The following is a 19,514-nucleotide window of genomic DNA, read 5'->3' as shown; positions in this document are numbered from 1 at the left end:
CCGCGGATGGTCTGACCGCCCCGGGCCGACCGGACGCTCGACGGGTTCGGCTACGGTGCCGTCATGCCGACAGCCCTCGTCACCGGAGCGACCTCCGGAATCGGTTACGCCTTCGCCCGTGCACTGGCCAGATCCGGACACCGCCTGGTGCTCGTGGCCCGGGACACGGAGCGGCTCGAGCACCGGCGGGTGGAGCTCGGCTCGCTCGGTGCGCCCGAGATCGAGGTCATCGTTGCCGATCTGACCGACCGGCAGCAGCGGCAGCGGGTCGCGGAGCGGCTCCAGGATCCCGGCGCCGACCCGGTCGACCTCCTGATCAACAACGCCGGCGGCACCCTGGGCGTCGAGTTCCTGCAGGCCTCCGAGGCAGACCTGATCAATCAGGTGGAACTCAATGCGGTGGCGGTGATGTCGCTGACCCATGCCGCGCTGCCGGGCATGCTCGCCCGTGGTCACGGCGGGATCATCAACGTCGCGTCCACCGCCGGCCTGGTCCCCGGTCGCGGCTCCACCTATGGGGCGACGAAGGCGTTCGTCATCTCGATGAGCGAGGCGCTGGCGACCTCCCTGCGGGGAAGCGGTGTCCGGGTCCAGGCCCTGTGCCCCGGTTTCGTCCGCACGGAGTTCCATCAACGGGCGAACATCGACATGTCCAAGACCCCGGGGTGGGCCTACGTCGACGACGACAAACTCGTCGCCGACTCACTGGCGGACCTGCAGGCGAACCGTCCGCTGTCGATTCCCGGTGCGCTGTACAAGACGATCTACGTGCTGACCAAGGTCGCGCCGCGGAGCCTGATCCGCTCCGCAGCGTCGAAGGTCAACGCCCGCGGCCGCACCTGACCCGGATCGGTCAGGGCAGCAGGATGATCTTGCCCGTGGCCGTGTGCGACTCGGCCAGTTGGAAAGCCGCCACCGCTTCGGTGAGAGGGAACGTCGCAGCGATCTTCGGCTTCAGCACGCCATCCTTCAGCAGCTGCAGAACGGCCGTCAGGTCGGCGTGCTGGCGACGGCGGAACGACCCGATCGAGATCAGGTGTCCGGCCCAGAAGTTGTAGAAGTTCGCATGACGCCGGTTCGGTAGCACGTTCCAGCTGTAGAGCCGGGCGAGCATGCCGAGAAACATGACGGCCATCGAGTTGTCGTCGTCGAGCCTGGAAGCGCTGCCGTAACCGACGAGAGTGCCGCCGGGCGCGAGCAACTCGAACGATGTGCGGAAGCTGTCCGGTCCGAGGTGGTCGAAAACGGCGTCCACGCCGGCGGGGGCGAGCTCACGAACCCGCAGTGGCATCTCGGGGTCGCGGTAGTCGACCGGCTCGACCCCGAGTGCACGCAGGCTCGCATGATGTCTGGGAGCAGCCGTACCGATCACCCGGATGCCCTCGTGGACGGCCAGTTGGGCGAGGATGGTCCCCACTCCGCCACTGGCGCCATGGACCAGGATGGTCTGCCCGCGCCGCACCCGGGCGCTGCGATGCAGCATCTGATACGCCGTGATCCCGTTGACGACAAGGGCTTCCACGTCGGCGACATCGAGACCGGCCGGGACGGGTACCAGGTCCGCCGCCTTCACAAGGGCGTAGGTCGCCCAGCCGCCGGTCTTGGTGGCCGCGGCGACCCGGGTTCCGACCAGCGCGGCATCGCTGTCGTCACCGACGGCGACCACGGTGCCCACCAGGTCGTAACCGAGCACGAACGGAAACTTGGGTTGACCGGGATAACGGCCGCGGCGCATGCCCTGTTCGGCGAAGGAGACCCCGGTGGCGTTCACCCGAACCAGTGCCTGGCCCGCCGTGGGCGGTGGGAGTTGTCGACGGCGGATCTGTAGTTCGGTCGGCTCCACGATCCCGGGTAGCACCACTTCGGTTGCTGTGACGCCTTCGGTGGCGGTTGTCATGGGGACTCCTGTCGCTGAGTGAATGAAGCTAACCACTGTTACAGACTATAACAGTAGTACACTGCTTTTACCAAAGCGGCAGGGATGTGGACGTTGAATCAGCCGACAGAAGGACCGCGCGCCCGGTATCGCAAGCAGGTGCGTGCCGAAGTTCAGGTGAGGGCATGGGAGCAGATCGAGCGCGACGGTGTGTCCGCTCTGTCGCTGAAGGCGATTGCGACCGAGATGGGGATGACAGCGCCGGCGCTCTATCGCTACTACGACAGCCGGGACGCGCTGCTCACCGAGTTGATCCTCAGCGGGTATGAGGATCTGGCGCACTGTGTCGAGGGTGCGACCGGCGACAGCCACAGCCCGGCCGACCGGCTGACCGGCATCGCCGGGGCCATGCGCCGATGGGCGACGACCCACCCGCAGCGGTATCTGTTGCTCTACGGAACGCCCGTGCCCGGGTATCACGCCCCGGACGCCGCCACCGAGTTGGCCCGCCGGATCTTTGCCCCCATCGTGGCGGCCTTCGAATTGGCGGCCAGTGACCGCGAAGACCTGGCGATGTCACCGTTCCGGCGATCGATGACCTTTTGGACACGGCTGCACGGCGTCCTGAGCCTGGAACTGGCGGGTCATTTCGTCGGGATGCCCGTCGACGCGGGCACGCTGTACGACGATGAAATCCGTTCGGCGGTGGCCACTCCCGGGTAAGGCGGTCCCGTGGTGCGCCTGGCCGACTCGAGGGCGCGGCTCATGCGTCGTTCGCCGCCGTCCCGGAAGACAGCAACGCCGCCGGTCCGACCTGCCGATGGCGGTCGGGACGGCGGCGTCAGGCTGCAATCAGCTGCCGAAGACATCCTTGGCGGCGTCCTTGGCGTGGTCGCCCGACTGCTTCACGTTGGCCTTGGCCTGGTCGGCCTGGCCGCGAGCCTCGAGGCTCTCGTTGTCGGTCGCCTTGCCGGTGGCTTCCTTCACCTTGCCGACAGCTTCCTCGCCTGCGTGCTTGATCTTGTCGCCCATGGTCATGATGTGTCCCTCCTGATCGTCTTCGGGACGCCAACCCGACATGGCAAGCGCCACTGTTGAGGTTCCCGTCAGAAGCGGTCCCAAACACCAGTTGTTTTGCTCAGCGCGGGCTGGGTACAGATGGCTCCGAAGCGGGCCGTACCGCGGCCCTTTCGGAGGAGGCGTCACATGGCCACCCTGCTGTGGATCATCGCGGTTGTCCTGGTGATTGCCGGGATCTTCGCGATCGTGCGGAAGCAGTTGATCTGGGGGATCGTGTTGATCGTCGTCGGCCTGCTCGTCGGGCCGGGTGGCGTGAGCATCTTCACCTGACCGGCGCCCGGGACCGCTGAGCGCACCGCCGGCGCGCACCCTGGCAGCGGGGCCTTCCCGGGCGTGGGACGGGTTGGTGCAGCACACGAGCGTGATGTGCCACGCTGACCGGCGTGACACAGAACGATGAGTCCGAGCAGCCAAGTCCGGATGACCCACCGGTGCCCGACGGCACCGCCCGGACCCGGCTCGCCGAGCTGGTCAACCAGTTGGCGGTCGTCCACGGGCGGGTGACGCTCTCGTCAGGGCGGCTTGCCGATTACTACGTGGACCTCCGACGGGCGACCCTGCACCATGAGGCGGGTCCGTTGATCGGGATTCTGTTGCGGCAGTTGACGTCCGACTGGTCCTTTGCGGCCGCCGGCGGTCTGACGCTCGGTGCCGATCCGGTCGCGACAGCGATGATGCATGCTCCAGGGCCGCCGTTGGACGCTTTCGTCGTCCGCAAGGAAGCCAAGGCGCACGGCCTGCAGCGCCGGATCGAAGGCCCGGACGTGTCGGGCCGCCGGGTCCTGGTCGTGGAGGACACCACGACAACGGGTGCTTCCCCGCTGGCAGCGGTCCAGGCTCTGCGCGAGGCCGGGGCGGACGTCGTGGGCGTCGCGACGATCGTCGACCGCGGGACCGGGGCGGATCGGGTGCTCGCCGACGCCGGGCTGACGTACAGATACCTGCTCGGATTGGCAGACCTGGGTCTGCCGCCGATGTGACGACGGGACCGCCGCCCGACGGACCCTCCTCCGGCAGGGCCGACGGCCAGGCCGACGGGGTGGCCGAACCGGGCCCGACCGAATGGCCGTCGATGCGGCCCGCCGTCGGCGTCGGCCCGCACCCGTTGCCCTGGCCCCAGGACGAGCGCTACGACCCCGACCTGCTGGCCGGGGGCGACACCCGCAACGTCGTCGACGAGTACCGGTACTGGCGCCGGGAAGCAATCGTGGCCGACCTCGACACCCGCCGTCATCGTTTGCATGTCGCGATCGAGAACTTCGGGCACGACCTCAACATCGGCACGGTGGTGCGGACGGCCAACGCTTTCGCGGTCGCCGCCGTGCACATCGTCGGCCGACGTCGGTGGAACCGGCGCGGCGCCATGGTGACCGACCGCTACCAGCACATCGAGCACCACCCGGACGTCGCGTCGGTGATGGCCTTCGCCGCGGCCGCCGGACTGACCGTCGTCGCGGTGGACAACCTGCCGGGGGCGGTGCCGATCGAGACCACACAACTCCCAGCCGACTGCCTGCTGCTGTTCGGGCAGGAATCGGCCGGGCTGACGGACGCGGCCCGCACCGGTTCTGCCCTGACGGTGTCCATCGCGCAATTCGGCTCCACCCGGTCGATCAACGCCGGGGTCGCCGCCGGAATTGCCATGCACACCTGGATCCGGCAGCACGCCGACCTGGGAGCGGCTTGGCATCCATCCGCGGCCCGAACCAGCTGAATGGGGAACGCGAGCGGGCAGGTCTTCTCTCCGTGTGCAACATCACTGCATCGTCCGGTACTTACCCGGGTGAAATATCACCGGATTGGCCCCGTAACGATGTGGAGACCCCCGACGACAGGGTGAGTAAGGGGGACTACACAGAGCCCGGCCCGCTCAGGCGGGTCGGGCTCTGTGCTGTTTCGGTAGATTGCCCCGGTGACCGTGGACCTGCAGACCATCCAGAGCACGGCGCCCTGGGTGCTCATCGCCATCGGCGTCATCGGGATCGTGGCCGCGATCATCATCAAGAAGATCGTCGGCAAGATCATCGCCCTGGTCCTGGCGGCCGTGTTGATCTTCATCGGTTGGCAGCAGCGTCAGAAGGTCATCGACTTCGCGAACGGCGTCAAGGACTCCACCTGTTCGACGTCGACGACCTTCGTCGGGGTCGAGGTCTCGCTGCCGGATTCCTGGTGCGAACCGGCCTGACCGCCAGTCTGTGCTTGCGTCGGCTCGCCGCGACCTGTTGATCGACCGGCCGACCCGCCCGGGCTGGACGGAGGTCAGCGCGGGAGCGTCAGTCGAGGGCGGTTTCGGTCGCGCCGGAAGCGGAGGTTCCGGCCGGCCCGCTGCGGCGGCGGTGCATCCAGTGTGCGATCGCCGGAACAGCGCTGAAGAGGACGACGATGACGACAGCGGCGAGCACGATCAGGTCGACGTTCTTGGCGATGAAGTCGATCTGGCCGAGGTAGTAGCCGGCGATGGTGACAGTGCCGACCCACAGCACGCCGCCGATGGCGGAGTACAGGGTGTAGATCCTTGGGTTCATCCGCGAGGCGCCGGCCATGACCGTCGCCACCGTGCGGACGACCGGCACGAAGCGCGCCAGCACGATCGTGATCTTGCCGTACTTGGCGAAGAACGCCTCGGACTTCTCGATGTACTCGTGCTTGAGGAACTTGGCATTCGGCCGGGAGAAGACCGGCGGTCCGATCTTCCAACCGATGGCGAAGCCCACCATGTTGCCGACGAACGCGGCCAGCGAGACGAGCGCGATGAAGACCCACAGGTTGGCGTCGATGGCGCCGGTCGCGATGAACAACCCGGACACGAACAGCAGCGTGTCGCCGGGCAGGAAGAAGCCGAGGAGGATGCCGCACTCAGCGAAGATGATCAACATGATGCCCAGCACGGCCCACGTGCCCATGGCGTTGATCAGGTTCGACGGGTCGAGCCATCCGGGCAGGAGCGCTAACTGAGTGGTCACGGGTTCCAAGGGTATCGGGTGGATTCTCCACTTCCGGTGTGATCGGGCGGCGATGAGACAGTTCGCACCCGCAGACAACCTTCGTCGGCCGGCCGATCCCGGTGCTCGTCCCGCTCGATGGTCGCCACACCGCGACCCGCCGTCCAGTGCCATGACAGCAGGGATAACCGGCCCCGGCGGCCCCGTTTTCCCTGCTGAAACGTCACTCGACGCTCGGCGGGCGGGTGTGGTCGGGCGCGAGTGGGGTCGAGTACCTGCAACACGGTCCGCGGCGATGCCCGACAAATCCCGCGGGCTATTTCGCGAACGGAACCGGGAGGTCGTGAAGGCCGATCAGCGAGCCGGTCAGGGGCTGGTCGGCGCTGGTGAGGTAGCAGAGCACGCTGACCGAGCGGTCGAGCTTCGAGTCGTACATCCGCTCCGGCGAGGTCTGGATCAGCAGGCGGCCGCCGTCGGTGGGGTCGGCGCGTCCGGTGGCGGCAACGGCCAGCCGGGTGCAGGAATCCCGCAATTCGCCGGTGGTCACCGTGGTGTTCTCCCGGATGATCCCCGCCGAGAGCAGTTCGGACAGATGCGGCCGGCCGCAGTCGACCGACTCGACGGCAGGGGTGACGACCGCGGCGTACCAGCAGGTGCCGAAGTTGTGCGGGAGGCGGCCGCCGCTCAGCGCCCCGGCCAGCGAGCCCGCGTACCGACGGTCGACGGGCGGTGCCGCGACGCAGGCTGCCCATCGTTGGCCGTCAGCTCGTTGCAGCGTCGAGGGGTAGACCCAGGTGGTGCGCACGTTGACCGTCATCTTCCAGGTCACCGGACCGTCGGCGCCGCTGTCCGGCATGCTCAACGGCAGCGTGGCCTCCGCCGAGGACCCGGCCGACCGCAGACCGGCATACGCCAGCGCCGACAACCTGCAATTGATGCCGCTGTCGTCCACGGCGCCCTCGAGATCGGCCGGTTCGCCGTCCGCAATGATGGTCAGGATCACCTCGCTGGCAACCGATCCGCTTCCGCACGACACGACAGTGGGTCCCAATGGGCCGAGGGCCGGCGCGCGTTCCGACTCGGGTTCGGCGGGTGCTGTCGGGCGCAGGCCGATGGGTGCGGCGTTGAGAGCGGCGGGCCGCTCGCGCAGGCAATCGCCGAGGTGCGGAGCGGGCTGCGGTGGGGCAGCCGCCGCCGATCCCGGGGTCCGGAGTCCGCCCATCACAGGGACAGTCATCGCCCCGCAGAGCACGATGACGACCAACAGCGCTCCGATGAGCCGCCGATCCATGCAACCAAGGTAGGCCCCGGACTGGAATCAGAGCAGCCCGGAATCAGAGCAGCCCGGGATCACAGCGGCCCGGGATCAGAGCAGCCCGGGATCACAGCGGCCCGCGATCGGAGCAGCCCGGATCACAGCAGCCCGGAGTCAGAGCAGCAGGGAGACGAAACCTGCTGCGATCCCGACCAAGAGCCCCAGGATCGCCGCCAGCAGGAGCAACTGCCCGGTGCTGAGCCTCCGGCGTGAGTCGGCGGACGGAGCGGAGGACGAGGCGGCGGACGGCGAGCCGGGCGCAGCGCCCAACTCAATGCCCGGCGTCCCCGAACGGCCGGCCTCTCCGCCGGCCATCAGCCGCAACGCCTGGGACAGCACCTGCTCGGCGTGCGAGTCCTCGGAGGCGCTTTCCTGAGCCTTCCGACCGGCGGAGGCTTCAGGCTGACCGGCGCTGCCCCGGGCGCCGGCGGGGTCGTCGCTCACGAATGCGTTGTCCGCATGATGTCGCCCAGCTTGGCGACCGCACGGCTCGCGGTTGATTTTACCGTGCCCTTGGAAAGTCCTGTCGCTTCGGCGATCTCGGCCTCGGACAGGCCGCCGTAGTACCGCAGCACCAGTACCTCGCGTTGCCGCGGGGCGAGATCGCCCAGCGCCGTCACGACCGCCTGGTGCTCGGTCGACAGCATGGCGAGCGATTCCGCCGACCGTGCGGTGCCGGGGTCCGGCGGAACGTACGCCCGGGCGGTCCGCCGGCGGCGGAGCATCGACCGCGATCCGTTGACGACCGCGGTGCGCAGGTAACCGATGGCCGCGTTCCGGTCCCGCAGACCACCCCAGTTCCTGTACAGGCCCGCGAAGGCCTCCTGCACGACGTCCTCGGCACTGGCCATGTCATCCACCAGCAGGATGGCCAGCCGGACCATCTGCATGCGGTGCGTGCGGTACAGGTCGTCGATGGTGATCGGCGCGGGGGCGGGTTCGTCGCTGTGATCGGTGACGTACGCGGGGTTGAGGCTCGCGAGAGTGCCGAGCGTCCGCTCGACCTCGGACTCCGGTTCGACCCGTTCCGTCATCCTGCGGTCGCTCCGTTCGTCGGGCCAGGCGATGGCTGGGTGGCGATGCCACCCATGGGTGACACCCTTCGCACGATCCTGGCACGGACGGGTCGGGGGCGGGGACCGCCGCCGCGCGAAGCTGTGGCGCAGGGACCATATGGACTGTTCGGGACGGAGGCATCCCCCGGATGGCTCTGGTCGTCGCTCCGTGGGCGTCACAGGTGGGTTACTCAATCGTTACGACCGGGACGCATTCTGCACTTGCGAAAAACCGTTGAAAACGCTTCCATTCCTTTGGTGTGTGAGCGCCCTCACACGTCTACACATAGAAACGGAGGTCGGCCGAGTGACCTACAGACCGGCAAAGAAGTTCACGGCGACCATCGTCGGTGTCAGCGCCATCGCGCTGGTGCTGACGGCGTGCGGTAGCAGTTCTGACAGTGGTACGTCCAGTAGCAGTGCGGCACCGGCGGCCAGCAGCGCCGCCGATACCGCGGCTTCCAGTGCTCCGTCGAGTGCGTCGAGCGCGGCATCCAGCGCAGCGTCCGGAGCCTCCGGAAGCGCCGCCCCCGGCGGCAGTGCCAAGCCGGCGTCGATCCCATGGTGCGACACCCTCAAGTCCACCTACGGCGACCTGACCGGCAAGACGGTCGGGGTGTACGCAACCATCGTCGCGCCCGAGGACCAGCCCTACGTCGACTCGTTCAAGCCGTTCACCGAGTGCACCGGCGCGGCGGTGAACTACGAGGGCTCCAAGGAGTTCGAAGCCCAGGTCATCGTTCGCATCCAGAGCGGTAACCCGCCGGACGTCGCAATCTTCCCGCAGCCGGGCCTGCTCAGCCAGATCGTCAACTCGACCGGCTCGGTCAAACCGCTCGCCGAGGATGCCAAGACGCTGGGCAACGAGTACTTCCCGGAAGACTGGATGACGTACGGCACCGTCAACGACATCCAGTTCGCGATCCCGAACAATGCGGACTTCAAGTCGCTGGTGTGGTATTCGCCGAAGACCTTCGAGGAAAAGGGCTACGAGATTCCCACGAACTGGGAGGAATTGACCGCGCTGACCGAGAAGATCGGCGCGACCGGTGAGAAGCCGTGGTGCATCGGCATCAAGTCCGGTGAGGCCACCGGCTGGCAGATCACCGACTGGCTGGAGGAGTACGTCCTCCGTCTTGCCGGACCTGATGTCTACGACCAGTGGGTCAGCCACGAGGTCAAGTTCAGCGATCCGCAGATTGCCGACGCCCTCAAGCAGGTCGGTGAGCTGATCAAGAACCCGAAGTACGTCAACGCCGGCCTGGGTGACGTGGCGACGATCGCCTCGACCGAGTTCAACGACGTGGCACCGCTGCTGATCAACGGGGAATGCACGATGTCCCGCCAGGCCGCGAACTTCGACTCGAACTTCAAGGGTAAGAAGCTCGGTCCGGACGGCGACATCAACGCGTTCTACTTCCCGCCGATCACGACCGACTTCGGTCAGGTCGTCCTCGGCGGCGGCACCTTCTGGGCGGCCTTCGCCGACCGTCCCGAGGTGGCCGCGTTCATGTACTACCTGGCAACCCCGGACTTCGCGAACACCCGCGCGCAGGCCGGTAGCTGGATTTCCTCCAACCTCGGTCTGGAGGCCTCCAGCGTGGCGAGCCCGATCCAGAAGACCGCACTGACCGTGTTCCAGAACCCGGACACGGTGGTCCGGTTCGACGCCTCCGATCTGATGCCGGCCGCGGTCGGTTCGGACGCGGAATGGAAGCAGTTCACCGCATGGATCACCGGTCAGGACGATGCAACAACCCTGGCCAACATCGATGCCGCCTGGCCCGCAAGCTGACGGTATGACCCTCGACGTCTGACCCCGTGGTGGCGCGGTCGACCGGCTCCGGCCGGTCTGCCGCGCCTACCGCGGGGGCAGCGCCAGAACGCAGGAAAGGGAGCTGCAGTGGACTGGTTTCTGAGGCCTGAGTCGATCTTCGACAAGTTCCTCGTGATGATCGTGGCGATCGTGCTGTTCGTCGCGATCATGTCGCTGATCCTCTGGATCATCGACCGGCCGAATGTGCCGAACTGGTTGGTGGTCGTCGGGTTCTTGGGACCGGTGACCATTGCGTTGGCGATCGGCCTGTTCTATCCGGCGCTGAGTACGGCGTACCGGTCGTTCCAGGTCTCGCAGGCGGCGGTCGGGCCTGACGGCAAACCCGTCATCAACCCGCAGACAGGTCAAAGATCCAGCGAGCTCGTCTTCAGCCTCGCCAACTACAGCAAGGTCTTCACCGACCCCGGATTCCAGAAGGTCCTCATCAACACCGTGTGGTGGGTGATCCTGGTTCCTGTCGTTGCCACCGGCTTCGGGCTGATCTACGCCGTTCTGGTGGACCGCACCCGCGGTGAGAAGCTCGCCAAGGCGCTGGTCTTCCTGCCGATGGCGATCTCGATGGTCGGCGCTTCCATCATCTGGAAGTTCATGTACGAGTACCGGCAGGAAGGCTCCCCGCAGATCGGCCTGCTCAACCAGATATTGGTGTGGGTCGGACTGGACCCCTATCAATTCATCATCACCGAGCCGTGGAACACGTTCTTCCTGATCGCCGTGATGATCTGGATCAACGCCGGCTTCGCGATGACCGTGCTGTCCGCCGCCATCAAGTCGGTCCCCGACGACATCGTCGAGGCCGCGCAGATCGACGGTGCCACCGGATTCAAGCTGTTCCGCAAGGTCACCGTGCCCACCATCCGTCCCGCCGTGGTGGTCGTGCTGACCACCATCGCGATGGGCTCGCTCAAGGCGTTCGACATCGTCCGGACGATGACCGGCGGTAACTTCGGCACCTCGGTCGTGGCGAACGAGTTCTACACCCAGTCGTTCCGCCAGGGCGAAGCCGGTGTCGGGGTCGGTGCCGCTCTCGCGGTGATCCTGTTCATCATCATCGTCCCGGTGATCGTCTACAACGTTCGGCAGATGCGGCTTTCGGAGGAAATGCGATGAGCATGTCGGGTAGTGCTGTCGAGCTGCCGATCACCACGGATGCGACTCCGGAGGAACGGCTCACTCCGAGACAGCTGAAGAAGCAGCTCCGGCTGCAGGACGCGAAGACGAAACTGTCGTCGCCGTGGGCGTCCGGCATCGCGATCATCCTCGCCATCCTGTGGACGATCCCCACCTTCGGCCTGTTCGTGACCTCGTTCCGACCGGTCTCGGAGATCCAGACCTCCGGGTGGTGGACCTTCTTCGCCAACCCCGGCATCACGTTCGAGAACTACACCAACGCCTGGTCGAACTCAGCCGGCGGCCTGGGCAACTTCTTCATCAACTCGTTCGTGATCGTCTTCCCCGCGGTGATCATCCCGATCAGCCTGGCGCTGCTCGCGGCGTACTGCTTCGCCTGGGTGGAGTTCCCGTTCAGGAACGCCTTGTTCGTCGCGGTGTTCGCCCTGCAGATCGTCCCGATCCAGGTCACCCTGATCCCGCTGCAGACGATCTTCGTCAGCTTCGGCCTGCAGAACTCGTTCTGGCCGGTGTGGATCTCGCACACGATCTTCGGGCTCCCGCTGGCGATCTTCCTGCTGCACAACTTCATGAAGGAAGTTCCGGCTTCCATCGTGGAGGCGGCCAGGGTGGACGGCGCCGGGCACGTCAAGATCTTCTTCGTCGTGCTCATGCCGCTGCTCGTCCCGGCCATCGCCGCGTTCGGGATCTTCCAGTTCCTGTGGGTCTGGAACGACCTCCTGGTCGCGACGGTGTTCGCGCCGTCACCCAACCTGCGACCCATCACGGCCGCTGTCGCCGAACTGTCCGGCACGAAGGGCTCCCAGTGGGAGCTGCTCTCGGCCGGCGCCTTCATCTCCATCGTGGTGCCGTTGGCAGTCTTCATCGGCCTCCAGCGCTACTTCGTCCGTGGCCTCCTGGCCGGAGGCGTGAAGGGCTGATGTCGGCCGGATCGGAGTGAATTCGGTGTCCGGTCCCGGTGTCGAGCCCGCCGGCATCGTCGAGGTTGCGGCGTTGTCGGGATTCTCGCCCGCAACCGTGTCGCGGGCACTCCGGGGACTCCCCGGGGTGTCCGCGACGACACGGCTTGCCGTCGAGCAGGCCGCGAGTGCCCTCGGTTACTTCCCCTCGCCATCCGCGGCGGCGCTGACCACCGGCCGGACGAACGCGATCGGCGTCATCGCCCCGTGGGTGTCCCGCTGGTTCTTCTCGGCTGTGGTCGAAGGCGCCCAGGAGGTGCTCAGTGCCCAGGGCTACGACCTGCTGCTGTATCCCATCGGTGTCGCAGGCGGCCGGCGCGCCGGCGGGTTGGACACCCGATCCCTGAACAAGCGGGTCGACGGCCTGCTCGCCCTGAACGTCCCGCTCGCCGACAAATCGATCGTCTCGATCCGTGATCTGCGCGTTCCGGTGGTCACCGTCGGCACCGCCGTCGAGGGCATGTCCGGGGTGCTGGTCGACAACGTCGAGGTCGGCCGGCTCGCGACCCAGCATCTGCTCGACCTCGGCCACCGACGCATCGCGTTCTTCGGCGACGACTTGGACGAACTGCACGGCTTCACCGCCGCCGTCGACCGGCACCGGGGGTACGACCTGACGCTGCAGAACGCCGGCATCGAGCCCGACCCGTCCCTCGTCGAACGCACGGGTTTCTCCACCGACGGCGGCGAGGCCGCGGTGCACCGCCTGTTCGGCGACCATCGCAACGGCCGGGAGCTGCCGACCGCCATCTTCGCCGTCAGCGACGAGGTGGCGATGGGCGTCCTGTACGCCGCCCGCGAGCACGGGCTCAAGATCCCGCGGGACCTGTCGGTGATCGGCGTGGACGGGCATGATTTCGCCTACCTGTTCGACCTGACGACGATCAGCCAGCCGGTGCGTGACCAGGGGCGGATTGCCGCCCGGTTACTGCTCGAGCAGGTCAACACCACTCCGCCGCGCCCGCCGTCGGTCGTCTCTGTCGGCTCGGGGCTGATCCGGCGGGGTACGACCGGACCGGTCCGGGTTGTCACCCGACCGGCGGCCAAATCGACCGGCAAACGGCCGCCGAAACCCGTCGTCGTCGAAGACGAGGGTGAACGGGAGATGAACGAGCACGTCGTCCGGGCAAATCCCTGACCTTGCATGGCTTCTCGCGCGAGCTCTCCGGCTGTGCAGGCAGGACCGGCCTAAACCACCGCAAAACTGCGCCATGCGGAATACTGTGCCGCGGGCTGGTCCGTTTCTGCGGGTACCGGGCCCGGACGCCGCCACATCGGTATTGGACAGCCGGCCGCACCGCCGGATCAACGTCAGTGGAAGGACCAACAGACATGCCCCTCGCAACCCCGGAGACCTACGCAGCGATGCTCGATCGCGCGAAGGAGGGCGGCTTCGCCTACCCGGCGATCAACATCACCTCCTCGATCACCATCAACGCCGCTCTGCGCGGCTTCGCCGAGGCAGGCAGCGACGGCATCATCCAGGCATCGACCGGCGGAGCCGAGTTCGCCTCCGGAACCAAGGTCAAGGACATGGTCACCGGTGCGGTCGCACTGGCCGAATACACCAAGGTGGTGGCCGACAAGTACGGCATCACCGTGGCCCTGCACACCGATCACTGCCCGAAGGACAAGCTCGACACCTACGTCAAGCCGCTCATCGCGATCTCGACCGAGAGGGTCAAGGCCGGCGGCCTGCCGCTGTTCCAGTCGCACATGTGGGACGGCTCGGCTGTGCCGCTGGACGAGAACCTGAAGATCGCCCAGGAGCTGCTGGAGCTGACCAAGGCGGCGAACATCATCCTCGAGATCGAGGTGGGCGTGGTCGGCGGCGAGGAGGACGGCGTCGTCGCAGAGATCAACGAGAAGCTGTACACGACCCCCGCGGACTTCATCGCAACCCTCGACGCCCTGGGCCTGCCGGAGAACAACTCCTACATCGTCGCCGCAACCTTCGGCAACGTGCACGGTGTGTACAAGCCGGGCGGCGTGACGCTCCGGCCGAAGGTGCTCAAGGAGGGCCAGGCGGCGCTCGCCGAAAAGCTGGGTCTCGCAGCCGGTTCGAAGCCGTTCTCGCTGGTGTTCCACGGCGGCTCCGGTTCGTCGGCGGAGGAGATCGCGGAGGCGGTGTCCTACGGCGTGATCAAGATGAACGTCGACACCGACACCCAGTACGCCTTCACCCGGCCGCTCGCCGACCACTTCTTCAAGCACTACGACGGTGTGCTGAAGATCGACGGCGAGGTCGGCAACAAGAAGGCCTACGATCCCCGCGCGTACAACAAGCTCGGCGAGATCGCCATGGGCGACCGGGTTGTCGAGGCGTGCCAGCAGTTGGGTTCGGCCGGCAAGTCGCTTTCTGCCTGATCCCCACCCGTCCCCGGCTCCAACGCCGGTGACGGGGTCACGACACCACCTCGACGGCGCCCGGCCAGGTCACGGCCGGGCACCGTCGGCGTCGGCGGTTCGATGCGCAGCCGGGACGGCGGGCGCTGCCGGCACGGCGGGTGCCGTCGGGACGGCGGGTGCTGCGGGTACGGCGGCGGTCGCCGCGCTGGCCGGCTCCACCGTTGACCGGGCACGCCGTCGCGAGGTCGCCAGCACCGAGCCGATGATCACCAGCGGGAAACCGACCGCCATGCCGATGGTCAGCGGCTCGTCGAGCAACAACACACCAAGGGTGATGGCCACAGCGGGGTTGATGTAGGTGATGACGGTCGCCCGCGCCGGCCCGGCCTCCGCGATGAGCGCGAAGAACACCACGAACGCCACGGCCGTACAGACGACGGCGAGTCCGACGATGGACCACACCGCGGGGGCGGTGATGCTGTCCGGCCACACGGGCACGCTGAACGGCGCATAGATCACGGTGGCCACGATCAGCGACGCGGCGATGACGCCCATCGGGGGAAGGTCCGCCAGCTTGCGGTTGATGATGATCGGCCCGATCGCGTAGCCGACCGCGACCAGCAGCAGGGCGCCGGCCGCCGCCAGATCGTCGACCTGGATGTCCAGTCCGACCAGCGCGGCCACCCCGGCGAACCCGATCGCCAGCCCGGTGATCCGGCGGCCGTCGAGCCGGTCCTGGCCGGAGAGCGTCAGCACGATCGCCGCGATCATCGGGACCACCGCGATGAGCAGCCCCGCCGTGGAACTGTTCAACCGCGTCTCAGCGTGCCCGAGAAGCAGCCAGGGACCGCTGATCTCGATCACCGTGTACAGCAGCAGCCACTTCCACCGGCGGAAGACCGGCATCAACTGGCGCCGGTAGAGCACGATCGGCAGCAGCAGCACGGACGCGATGAAGGTGCGACCGAACGCGACGATCAGTGGGTCGACGTCCGTCGCCGCGACCTTGATCAGCAGATACGGGATACCCCAGATCACGCTGAGCGCGGAGAACAGCACCCAACCACGTCTCGTCATGTGTCCCCGTCCTTCGTGCTCTGCTCGTCGCCGTCGTCGTGCAGACCGGAGTTCCCGCCGGTTCGCATCGCTCAGGCCCTGCTTCGTTCAAACACGGCTCGTTCAAACCGGCTCGTTCAAACCGGCTCGTTCAAACACGGCCTGGTTCAAGCACTGCCTCTTTCAAGCCCTTACCGCGGTCAAACACTGCCTCATTCGAACACCGTGCTGCGGCGGCCGCTTCCGCCACAGCGATCGCAACCGGCGAGAAGTTCTGCACGGGAACGTGCAGTTCGGCTGATCCTTCCCCGAGGTGGGGCGGGTTCCGGGCCGGTTCGTGTCGTGCGGCTGGCGTCGGTGGGGACGTCGATCGGGGCGGTTGTGGGGCCGAACGTCCGGCCGAACGTCGGCCGATCCGTGACTCACTCGGCGTGTCGGCGCTACCAGTGAACATCAGAGGGACAGTATGTATGTGCTGGGACTCTTGTGACAGTTGTGACTCGTGAACTACGGTGAGCTCGGGTCCCGTCCATCGAGGCCCGCCTGACGGCGTGGCTCCCCGCTCCGCTCCAGTCCGGCGTGCGCACGCGAGCAATGGTCGAGCGGGGCGCAACTGGTCGCGATGTCGTGCAAGGGGAAGAGGCATCGCAACCGATACCGGCTTCGGCATGCCCGCCGCCGGCATCGCACGCACGCCCTTGGTGGCGCGCGCGCTGTGACGTCGACCGGGGAAGGGCGCCTGTGCGGCGTGCTCTGGCCATCGCGGCCACCATCGCGACCATGTTCACCTCTGGGATTCTGTTGTTCGCCGGTTCAGCGGCGGCCGATCCCTCGTCCAACGACTGGTACCGGCTCCGGATGTGTGAGTCGACGAATCGCTACAACATCAACACCGGGAACGGCTACTACGGCGCCTATCAGTTCGATCTGTCCACCTGGCGTTCGGTCGGCGGCAACGGATACCCGCATCAGGCGTCGGCCGCGGAACAGGACTACCGGGCGCTGATCCTCTACCGCAACCGCGGTTGGGGACCTTGGGTCTGCGCGCGCCTGGTCGGGCTGAGCGAGGACTCCGACGCCCGCAGTCGGGTCGCCCCGCCGGTGCCGGGCAATCAGGGACGCCCCGGTGGTGACGAGGGAACTCCCGCGCCGGCCCCGTCCGGCGGCGCGCCGGCCTACCCCGGCCGTCAGTTCGCCGAAGGAGACTCGTCGGAAGCCCTGAAGGCCTGGCAGAAGCAGATGGGCAAGCGCGGGTACGGGCTGACCGGGACCGGCTTCTTCGGGCCGAAGACCAAGGCGGCCGTCCTTGATCTGCAGGCCAAGGCGGGTCTGAACGTCGTCGGCTACATCGGGCCGAAGACCTGGGCGGCAGCGTGGTCCTCCAGCGCCAAGCCCTCCACCCCGGCACCGAAACCGGCACCGAAACCTGCTGCACCCAAACCGGCTGCCCCGGCGACCAACCAGTCCTGCGGGGTGGGCCGTGCCACGGCACCCGCCTTGCCGGCGCGGCAGTTCGTCGAGGGCGACACCGACGCGAAACTGCAGTGCTTCCAGAAGCAGCTCGGCAGCAGGGGCTACGGCCTCGTGGGGACCGGTTTCTACGGTCCCGCCACCAAGGCCGCCGTCGTGAAACTCCAGAAGCGCAACGGCATCAATCCGTCGGGAATCGTGGGCGCGCGGACGTGGGTGGCCGCATGGGAAGGAAAGTAGCCCGTTGGGACCATCGACGGCACGTTAGGTAACGCTTTCCCCAAGTCGAATGAGATCTGTAACACGTTCGGCGCGGGCGACGACGTCATCGATAGGAACTTGATCGGTTCCGCCCGCGCCCGCCCCGCGCGATGCACGTGTGGGGCGGTGCACAGAGAGGCCCGGAGCATGCCGCTCCGGGCCTCTCTGCATGTCCGGCCCACTTGTCGGCGGGATGTGTCGGGGTGGTCACATCTCCCGCCGGCGCGTACCGATCCGGTCGCCGCGGACGACAATGTCCTCACCGTCGGTCATGCCAGGTGGCCTGATCGGGGAGATCGAGACATCGGGGTTGCGTCGGAGGCCAACGCGGGTGCTGTTCGCGACGCTCTGCATTCGAAGGGTGCTGCGGTCATGAGAAGACACCTGCTCGTGGTCCTGCTGGTGATCGCGGGGTTGGTGGCGCCGGCCACCGGTGTGTCAGCGGCCGGATGGCGCACCGTCTTCTACGACAACTTCGTCACCGCGGTGCCGAAGGGACAGTTCCCGGGTGCTGCGTACGGCACCACGTGGCGGGCTTGGCACACCGACCGGGACGGCTTCGGTGACATCCACAAGATCGCTAAGTACGACGCCGACCGGACCGTCTCGGTCGCCAACGGCTACCTGACCATCGATCTGCGAACCGTCGCCGGCCAGGCCTATTCCGCCGCCCTCATGCCGCAGCGGAGCGGTGGTCACGTGTCCCAGTCGTACGGCCGGTGGGTGATGAAGTGGAAGGCGGTCCCGTACAGCGCCGGCGCCCAGGGATGGGGGTGGGCCTCGTTGCTGTGGCCCGACTCCAACGACTGGGCCGACGGGGAAGTCGACTGGCCGGAGATCTACGGCGGAACGTCGCCGAATGTCCTGGGCTACAACCACTGTGTAGCCGCGACGGGCCGGGAGCCGTGGGAGAAGTGCGGCATCAACGTCAACACCTTTCAACCCTGGCTGAACGTCTGGCACGAGACGATGGTGGTCTGGACCCCGACCACGCTGGAGATGTGGATGGACGGCAAGCGCTACGGCGCGACCAGCGGTGTCAACGTTCCGACCGCGAGCCTGCACCAGGTGATCCAGACCGGGTCCGCGTCGTGGACGGCGCCCTGCGCGACGTGCTCCGTGAAGATCAACATCGACTTCGTCCGGATCGATCGGTACCAGCCCTGACGAGTCAGGGAGCGCGGGGCGTGGGAACCATGGAGAGCTCGAGCGACCTGGCCGGCCGCGGTCCGGAGCAGGAGAGATCTGACCGGGAGTCGCTCAGCCTGCCGTCAACCCGCCGCGGCGAAGACCGATGGCAGCACCAGCAGCATCGTCATCGACCAGGTGCAGTGGGTGAGGATGGGCCCTAGAATTCCACCCGTCGCCCGACGTTGCAGTCCGAGCAGCACCCCCAGCATGACGGCGGCGAACACCAGCATCGGGTTGCCGGTGGCGAGGGTGGTCAAAGCATAGATCGCGGTCGAGATCGCAACCGGATGGCGCGTGCCGATCGCCGCGAAGAGTGCGCCCCGGAAGAAGATCTCCTCCGCGATGCCGTTCATCAACGTGACCAGCGCGACCAGCGGCAGCGAGCCGTACCGCGCGAAAGCGAGCACGTTCTCGGTGAGGTCCCGCAGTGGCTCGATCTCCCGGACGATGACAGACCCGACGATGAAGACGGCGGCCGTGGCCAGCCCGAAGAGGATCGGGATCAGGATGGGACGGCGCAGTTCGCCCCGGAAATTGATTCGTCCCAGGTGCAGGGGACCCGATGCGAAACCGCCGATCACCCAGGTGAAGGCGAGCGCGATGGTCAGCGGGTAGAACCACTGGCTGCCCGGCGGCACGTTGAGCGAGACGCCCAGCAGCGTCGCCCCGACCACCAGGGTGACGCCGACGACGATCCGCCGGCGCAGGAATTCGGCATCGCTCTGTCGATGGTCGCGTTCTACCTTGTCGACCAGCACCGGGCGCAGCGCGCTCTCCAAGCGCTCGGGCCAGATCCTCATCGGTGCGGAATGTCCTGTCCGGGTCGGGGATCCGCCCCCTGGTGGTGGTCAAAGCCGTTGCCGGAAGCCGTGCCGTTCTCAGACGCCGCACCGTTCTCAGGCACCGCACCGTTCTCAGCCGCCGCGCCGTTCTTAGGCACCGCGCCTTCTGAGTGCCCGCCCGCGGGCTGTGCCTTGTCGGAATGCTGTGCC

General features: G+C 67.2%; 22 protein-coding genes and 1 pseudogene. 13 read left to right on the top strand and 10 right to left on the bottom strand.

The features are described from left to right. Window positions 1–63 precede the first annotated feature (63 nt). Entirely contained in the window at window positions 64–843 is a 780-nt protein-coding gene (locus ACVBEQ_RS08615; RefSeq protein ID WP_447152523.1) for an SDR family NAD(P)-dependent oxidoreductase, read from the top strand. A 10-nt stretch (window positions 844–853) separates the two neighbouring features. On the opposite strand, the gene ACVBEQ_RS08610 is transcribed toward ACVBEQ_RS08615, so the two are convergent. Continuing rightward, on the bottom strand, window positions 854–1,897 hold the full coding sequence (locus ACVBEQ_RS08610; protein WP_447152522.1) for a medium chain dehydrogenase/reductase family protein: 1,044 nt from the start codon (window positions 1,895–1,897) through the stop codon (window positions 854–856). Between the two features lie 138 nt (window positions 1,898–2,035). Here ACVBEQ_RS08610 and ACVBEQ_RS08605 point away from each other — a divergent pair, with 138 nt between their 5' ends. Beyond that, window positions 2,036–2,599, top strand: a complete 564-nt coding sequence (locus ACVBEQ_RS08605; RefSeq protein ID WP_447152521.1) for a TetR/AcrR family transcriptional regulator — start codon at window positions 2,036–2,038, stop codon at window positions 2,597–2,599. Window positions 2,600–2,728: 129 nt separating this feature from the next. On the opposite strand, the gene ACVBEQ_RS08600 is transcribed toward ACVBEQ_RS08605, so the two are convergent. Continuing rightward, window positions 2,729–2,914 (bottom strand): CsbD family protein, encoded by a 186-nt coding sequence (locus ACVBEQ_RS08600; RefSeq protein ID WP_447152520.1) that lies wholly within the window; start codon window positions 2,912–2,914, stop codon window positions 2,729–2,731. A gap of 168 nt (window positions 2,915–3,082) precedes the next feature. Between ACVBEQ_RS08600 and ACVBEQ_RS08595 the strand changes: the two genes are divergently transcribed. The 4 genes from ACVBEQ_RS08595 to ACVBEQ_RS08580 all read left to right on the top strand — a co-directional run bounded on the left by ACVBEQ_RS08595 (window position 3,083) and on the right by ACVBEQ_RS08580 (window position 5,141). Beyond that, window positions 3,083–3,226: a GPGG-motif small membrane protein gene (locus ACVBEQ_RS08595; RefSeq protein ID WP_447152519.1), complete on the top strand. Its 144-nt coding sequence runs from the start codon at window positions 3,083–3,085 to the stop codon at window positions 3,224–3,226. 161 nt (window positions 3,227–3,387) lie between these two features. Beyond that, window positions 3,388–3,936, top strand: coding sequence for an orotate phosphoribosyltransferase (gene pyrE, locus ACVBEQ_RS08590; protein WP_447152692.1), 549 nt, complete (start codon window positions 3,388–3,390; stop codon window positions 3,934–3,936). A gap of 92 nt (window positions 3,937–4,028) precedes the next feature. Continuing rightward, a complete protein-coding gene (locus ACVBEQ_RS08585) occupies window positions 4,029–4,670 on the top strand; it encodes a TrmH family RNA methyltransferase (protein ID WP_447152691.1) in 642 nt (213 codons plus the stop codon). A gap of 198 nt (window positions 4,671–4,868) precedes the next feature. Continuing rightward, window positions 4,869–5,141 carry a hypothetical protein gene (locus ACVBEQ_RS08580; protein WP_447152518.1) on the top strand — a complete coding sequence of 91 codons (273 nt, stop codon included), beginning with the start codon at window positions 4,869–4,871 and terminating at the stop codon, window positions 5,139–5,141. A gap of 88 nt (window positions 5,142–5,229) precedes the next feature. On the opposite strand, the gene ACVBEQ_RS08575 is transcribed toward ACVBEQ_RS08580, so the two are convergent. The 5 genes from ACVBEQ_RS08575 to ACVBEQ_RS08555 all read right to left on the bottom strand — a co-directional run bounded on the left by ACVBEQ_RS08575 (window position 5,230) and on the right by ACVBEQ_RS08555 (window position 8,841). Continuing rightward, a complete protein-coding gene (locus tag ACVBEQ_RS08575; protein ID WP_447152517.1) occupies window positions 5,230–5,919 on the bottom strand; it encodes a DedA family protein in 690 nt (229 codons plus the stop codon). Between the two features lie 295 nt (window positions 5,920–6,214). Beyond that, the gene (locus tag ACVBEQ_RS08570; protein ID WP_447152516.1) at window positions 6,215–7,189 is read right to left on the bottom strand and encodes a hypothetical protein; all 975 of its coding nucleotides are present in this window, start codon (window positions 7,187–7,189) and stop codon (window positions 6,215–6,217) included. A 138-nt stretch (window positions 7,190–7,327) separates the two neighbouring features. After that, complete coding sequence (locus ACVBEQ_RS08565; RefSeq protein ID WP_447152515.1) at window positions 7,328–7,657, bottom strand: hypothetical protein; 330 nt, start codon at window positions 7,655–7,657, stop codon at window positions 7,328–7,330. Next, complete coding sequence (locus ACVBEQ_RS08560; protein WP_447152514.1) at window positions 7,654–8,247, bottom strand: SigE family RNA polymerase sigma factor; 594 nt, start codon at window positions 8,245–8,247, stop codon at window positions 7,654–7,656. Before ACVBEQ_RS08560 ends, ACVBEQ_RS08565 begins: the two co-directional genes overlap by 4 nt. A 333-nt stretch (window positions 8,248–8,580) precedes the next feature. Beyond that, window positions 8,581–8,841 carry a hypothetical protein gene (locus ACVBEQ_RS08555; protein ID WP_447152513.1) on the bottom strand — a complete coding sequence of 87 codons (261 nt, stop codon included), beginning with the start codon at window positions 8,839–8,841 and terminating at the stop codon, window positions 8,581–8,583. Window positions 8,842–8,884: 43 nt separating this feature from the next. On the opposite strand from ACVBEQ_RS08555, the gene ACVBEQ_RS08550 reads away from it, so the two are divergent. The 5 genes from ACVBEQ_RS08550 to fbaA all read left to right on the top strand — a co-directional run bounded on the left by ACVBEQ_RS08550 (window position 8,885) and on the right by fbaA (window position 14,562). Beyond that, entirely contained in the window at window positions 8,885–10,063 is a 1,179-nt protein-coding gene (locus tag ACVBEQ_RS08550) for an ABC transporter substrate-binding protein (RefSeq protein ID WP_447152512.1), read from the top strand. 108 nt (window positions 10,064–10,171) lie between these two features. Further along, the gene (locus tag ACVBEQ_RS08545) at window positions 10,172–11,215 is read left to right on the top strand and encodes a carbohydrate ABC transporter permease (RefSeq protein WP_447152511.1); all 1,044 of its coding nucleotides are present in this window, start codon (window positions 10,172–10,174) and stop codon (window positions 11,213–11,215) included. Beyond that, entirely contained in the window at window positions 11,212–12,156 is a 945-nt protein-coding gene (locus ACVBEQ_RS08540) for a carbohydrate ABC transporter permease (RefSeq protein WP_447152510.1), read from the top strand. Before ACVBEQ_RS08545 ends, ACVBEQ_RS08540 begins: the two co-directional genes overlap by 4 nt. Before the next feature lie 25 nt (window positions 12,157–12,181). Further along, a complete protein-coding gene (locus ACVBEQ_RS08535) occupies window positions 12,182–13,333 on the top strand; it encodes a LacI family DNA-binding transcriptional regulator (RefSeq protein ID WP_447152509.1) in 1,152 nt (383 codons plus the stop codon). Window positions 13,334–13,527: 194 nt separating this feature from the next. Then, entirely contained in the window at window positions 13,528–14,562 is a 1,035-nt protein-coding gene (fbaA, locus tag ACVBEQ_RS08530; protein WP_447152508.1) for a class II fructose-bisphosphate aldolase, read from the top strand. A 69-nt stretch (window positions 14,563–14,631) separates the two neighbouring features. Here the strand turns inward: fbaA and ACVBEQ_RS08525 are convergent, their stop codons facing one another. Further along, entirely contained in the window at window positions 14,632–15,621 is a 990-nt protein-coding gene (locus tag ACVBEQ_RS08525; RefSeq protein ID WP_447152507.1) for a DMT family transporter, read from the bottom strand. Window positions 15,622–16,380: 759 nt separating this feature from the next. Here ACVBEQ_RS08525 and ACVBEQ_RS08520 point away from each other — a divergent pair. Both ACVBEQ_RS08520 and ACVBEQ_RS08515 read left to right on the top strand, forming a co-directional pair. Next, window positions 16,381–17,310 (top strand): transglycosylase family protein, encoded by a 930-nt coding sequence (locus ACVBEQ_RS08520; RefSeq protein WP_447152506.1) that lies wholly within the window; start codon window positions 16,381–16,383, stop codon window positions 17,308–17,310. Between the two features lie 393 nt (window positions 17,311–17,703). After that, window positions 17,704–18,498, top strand: a complete 795-nt coding sequence (locus ACVBEQ_RS08515) for a hypothetical protein (RefSeq protein ID WP_447152505.1) — start codon at window positions 17,704–17,706, stop codon at window positions 18,496–18,498. 104 nt (window positions 18,499–18,602) lie between these two features. Here the strand turns inward: ACVBEQ_RS08515 and ACVBEQ_RS08510 are convergent, their stop codons facing one another. Both ACVBEQ_RS08510 and ACVBEQ_RS08505 read right to left on the bottom strand, forming a co-directional pair. Next, window positions 18,603–19,322 carry a CPBP family intramembrane glutamic endopeptidase gene (locus ACVBEQ_RS08510; protein WP_447152504.1) on the bottom strand — a complete coding sequence of 240 codons (720 nt, stop codon included), beginning with the start codon at window positions 19,320–19,322 and terminating at the stop codon, window positions 18,603–18,605. Continuing rightward, window positions 19,319–19,514: pseudogene (locus tag ACVBEQ_RS08505) on the bottom strand (hypothetical protein); the annotation flags it as partial. The gene ACVBEQ_RS08510 and the pseudogene ACVBEQ_RS08505, both read right to left, overlap by 4 nt.

The sequence above is a fragment of the Nakamurella sp. GG22 genome, from assembly GCF_052976845.2.
Note: the sequence above shows the minus strand (reverse complement) of the source record. Positions and strands in the feature narration are given on the sequence as shown.

Bases quoted from the DNA above. Each gene is read 5' to 3' on its own strand.
- ACVBEQ_RS08615 (WP_447152523.1), top strand. From the start codon at position 64: ATGCCGACAGCCCTCGTCACCGGAGCGACCTCCGGAATCGGTTACGCC.
- ACVBEQ_RS08610 (WP_447152522.1), bottom strand. From the start codon at position 1,897: ATGACAACCGCCACCGAAGGCGTCACAGCAACCGAAGTGGTGCTACCC.
- ACVBEQ_RS08600 (WP_447152520.1), bottom strand. From the start codon at position 2,914: ATGACCATGGGCGACAAGATCAAGCACGCAGGCGAGGAAGCTGTCGGC.
- ACVBEQ_RS08595 (WP_447152519.1), top strand. From the start codon at position 3,083: ATGGCCACCCTGCTGTGGATCATCGCGGTTGTCCTGGTGATTGCCGGG.
- ACVBEQ_RS08585 (WP_447152691.1), top strand. From the start codon at position 4,029: ATGCGGCCCGCCGTCGGCGTCGGCCCGCACCCGTTGCCCTGGCCCCAG.
- ACVBEQ_RS08570 (WP_447152516.1), bottom strand. From the start codon at position 7,189: ATGGATCGGCGGCTCATCGGAGCGCTGTTGGTCGTCATCGTGCTCTGC.
- ACVBEQ_RS08560 (WP_447152514.1), bottom strand. From the start codon at position 8,247: ATGACGGAACGGGTCGAACCGGAGTCCGAGGTCGAGCGGACGCTCGGC.
- ACVBEQ_RS08540 (WP_447152510.1), top strand. From the start codon at position 11,212: ATGAGCATGTCGGGTAGTGCTGTCGAGCTGCCGATCACCACGGATGCG.
- fbaA (WP_447152508.1), top strand. From the start codon at position 13,528: ATGCCCCTCGCAACCCCGGAGACCTACGCAGCGATGCTCGATCGCGCG.
- ACVBEQ_RS08525 (WP_447152507.1), bottom strand. From the start codon at position 15,621: ATGACGAGACGTGGTTGGGTGCTGTTCTCCGCGCTCAGCGTGATCTGG.
- ACVBEQ_RS08520 (WP_447152506.1), top strand. From the start codon at position 16,381: ATGTTCACCTCTGGGATTCTGTTGTTCGCCGGTTCAGCGGCGGCCGAT.
- ACVBEQ_RS08515 (WP_447152505.1), top strand. From the start codon at position 17,704: ATGAGAAGACACCTGCTCGTGGTCCTGCTGGTGATCGCGGGGTTGGTG.
- ACVBEQ_RS08510 (WP_447152504.1), bottom strand. From the start codon at position 19,322: ATGAGGATCTGGCCCGAGCGCTTGGAGAGCGCGCTGCGCCCGGTGCTG.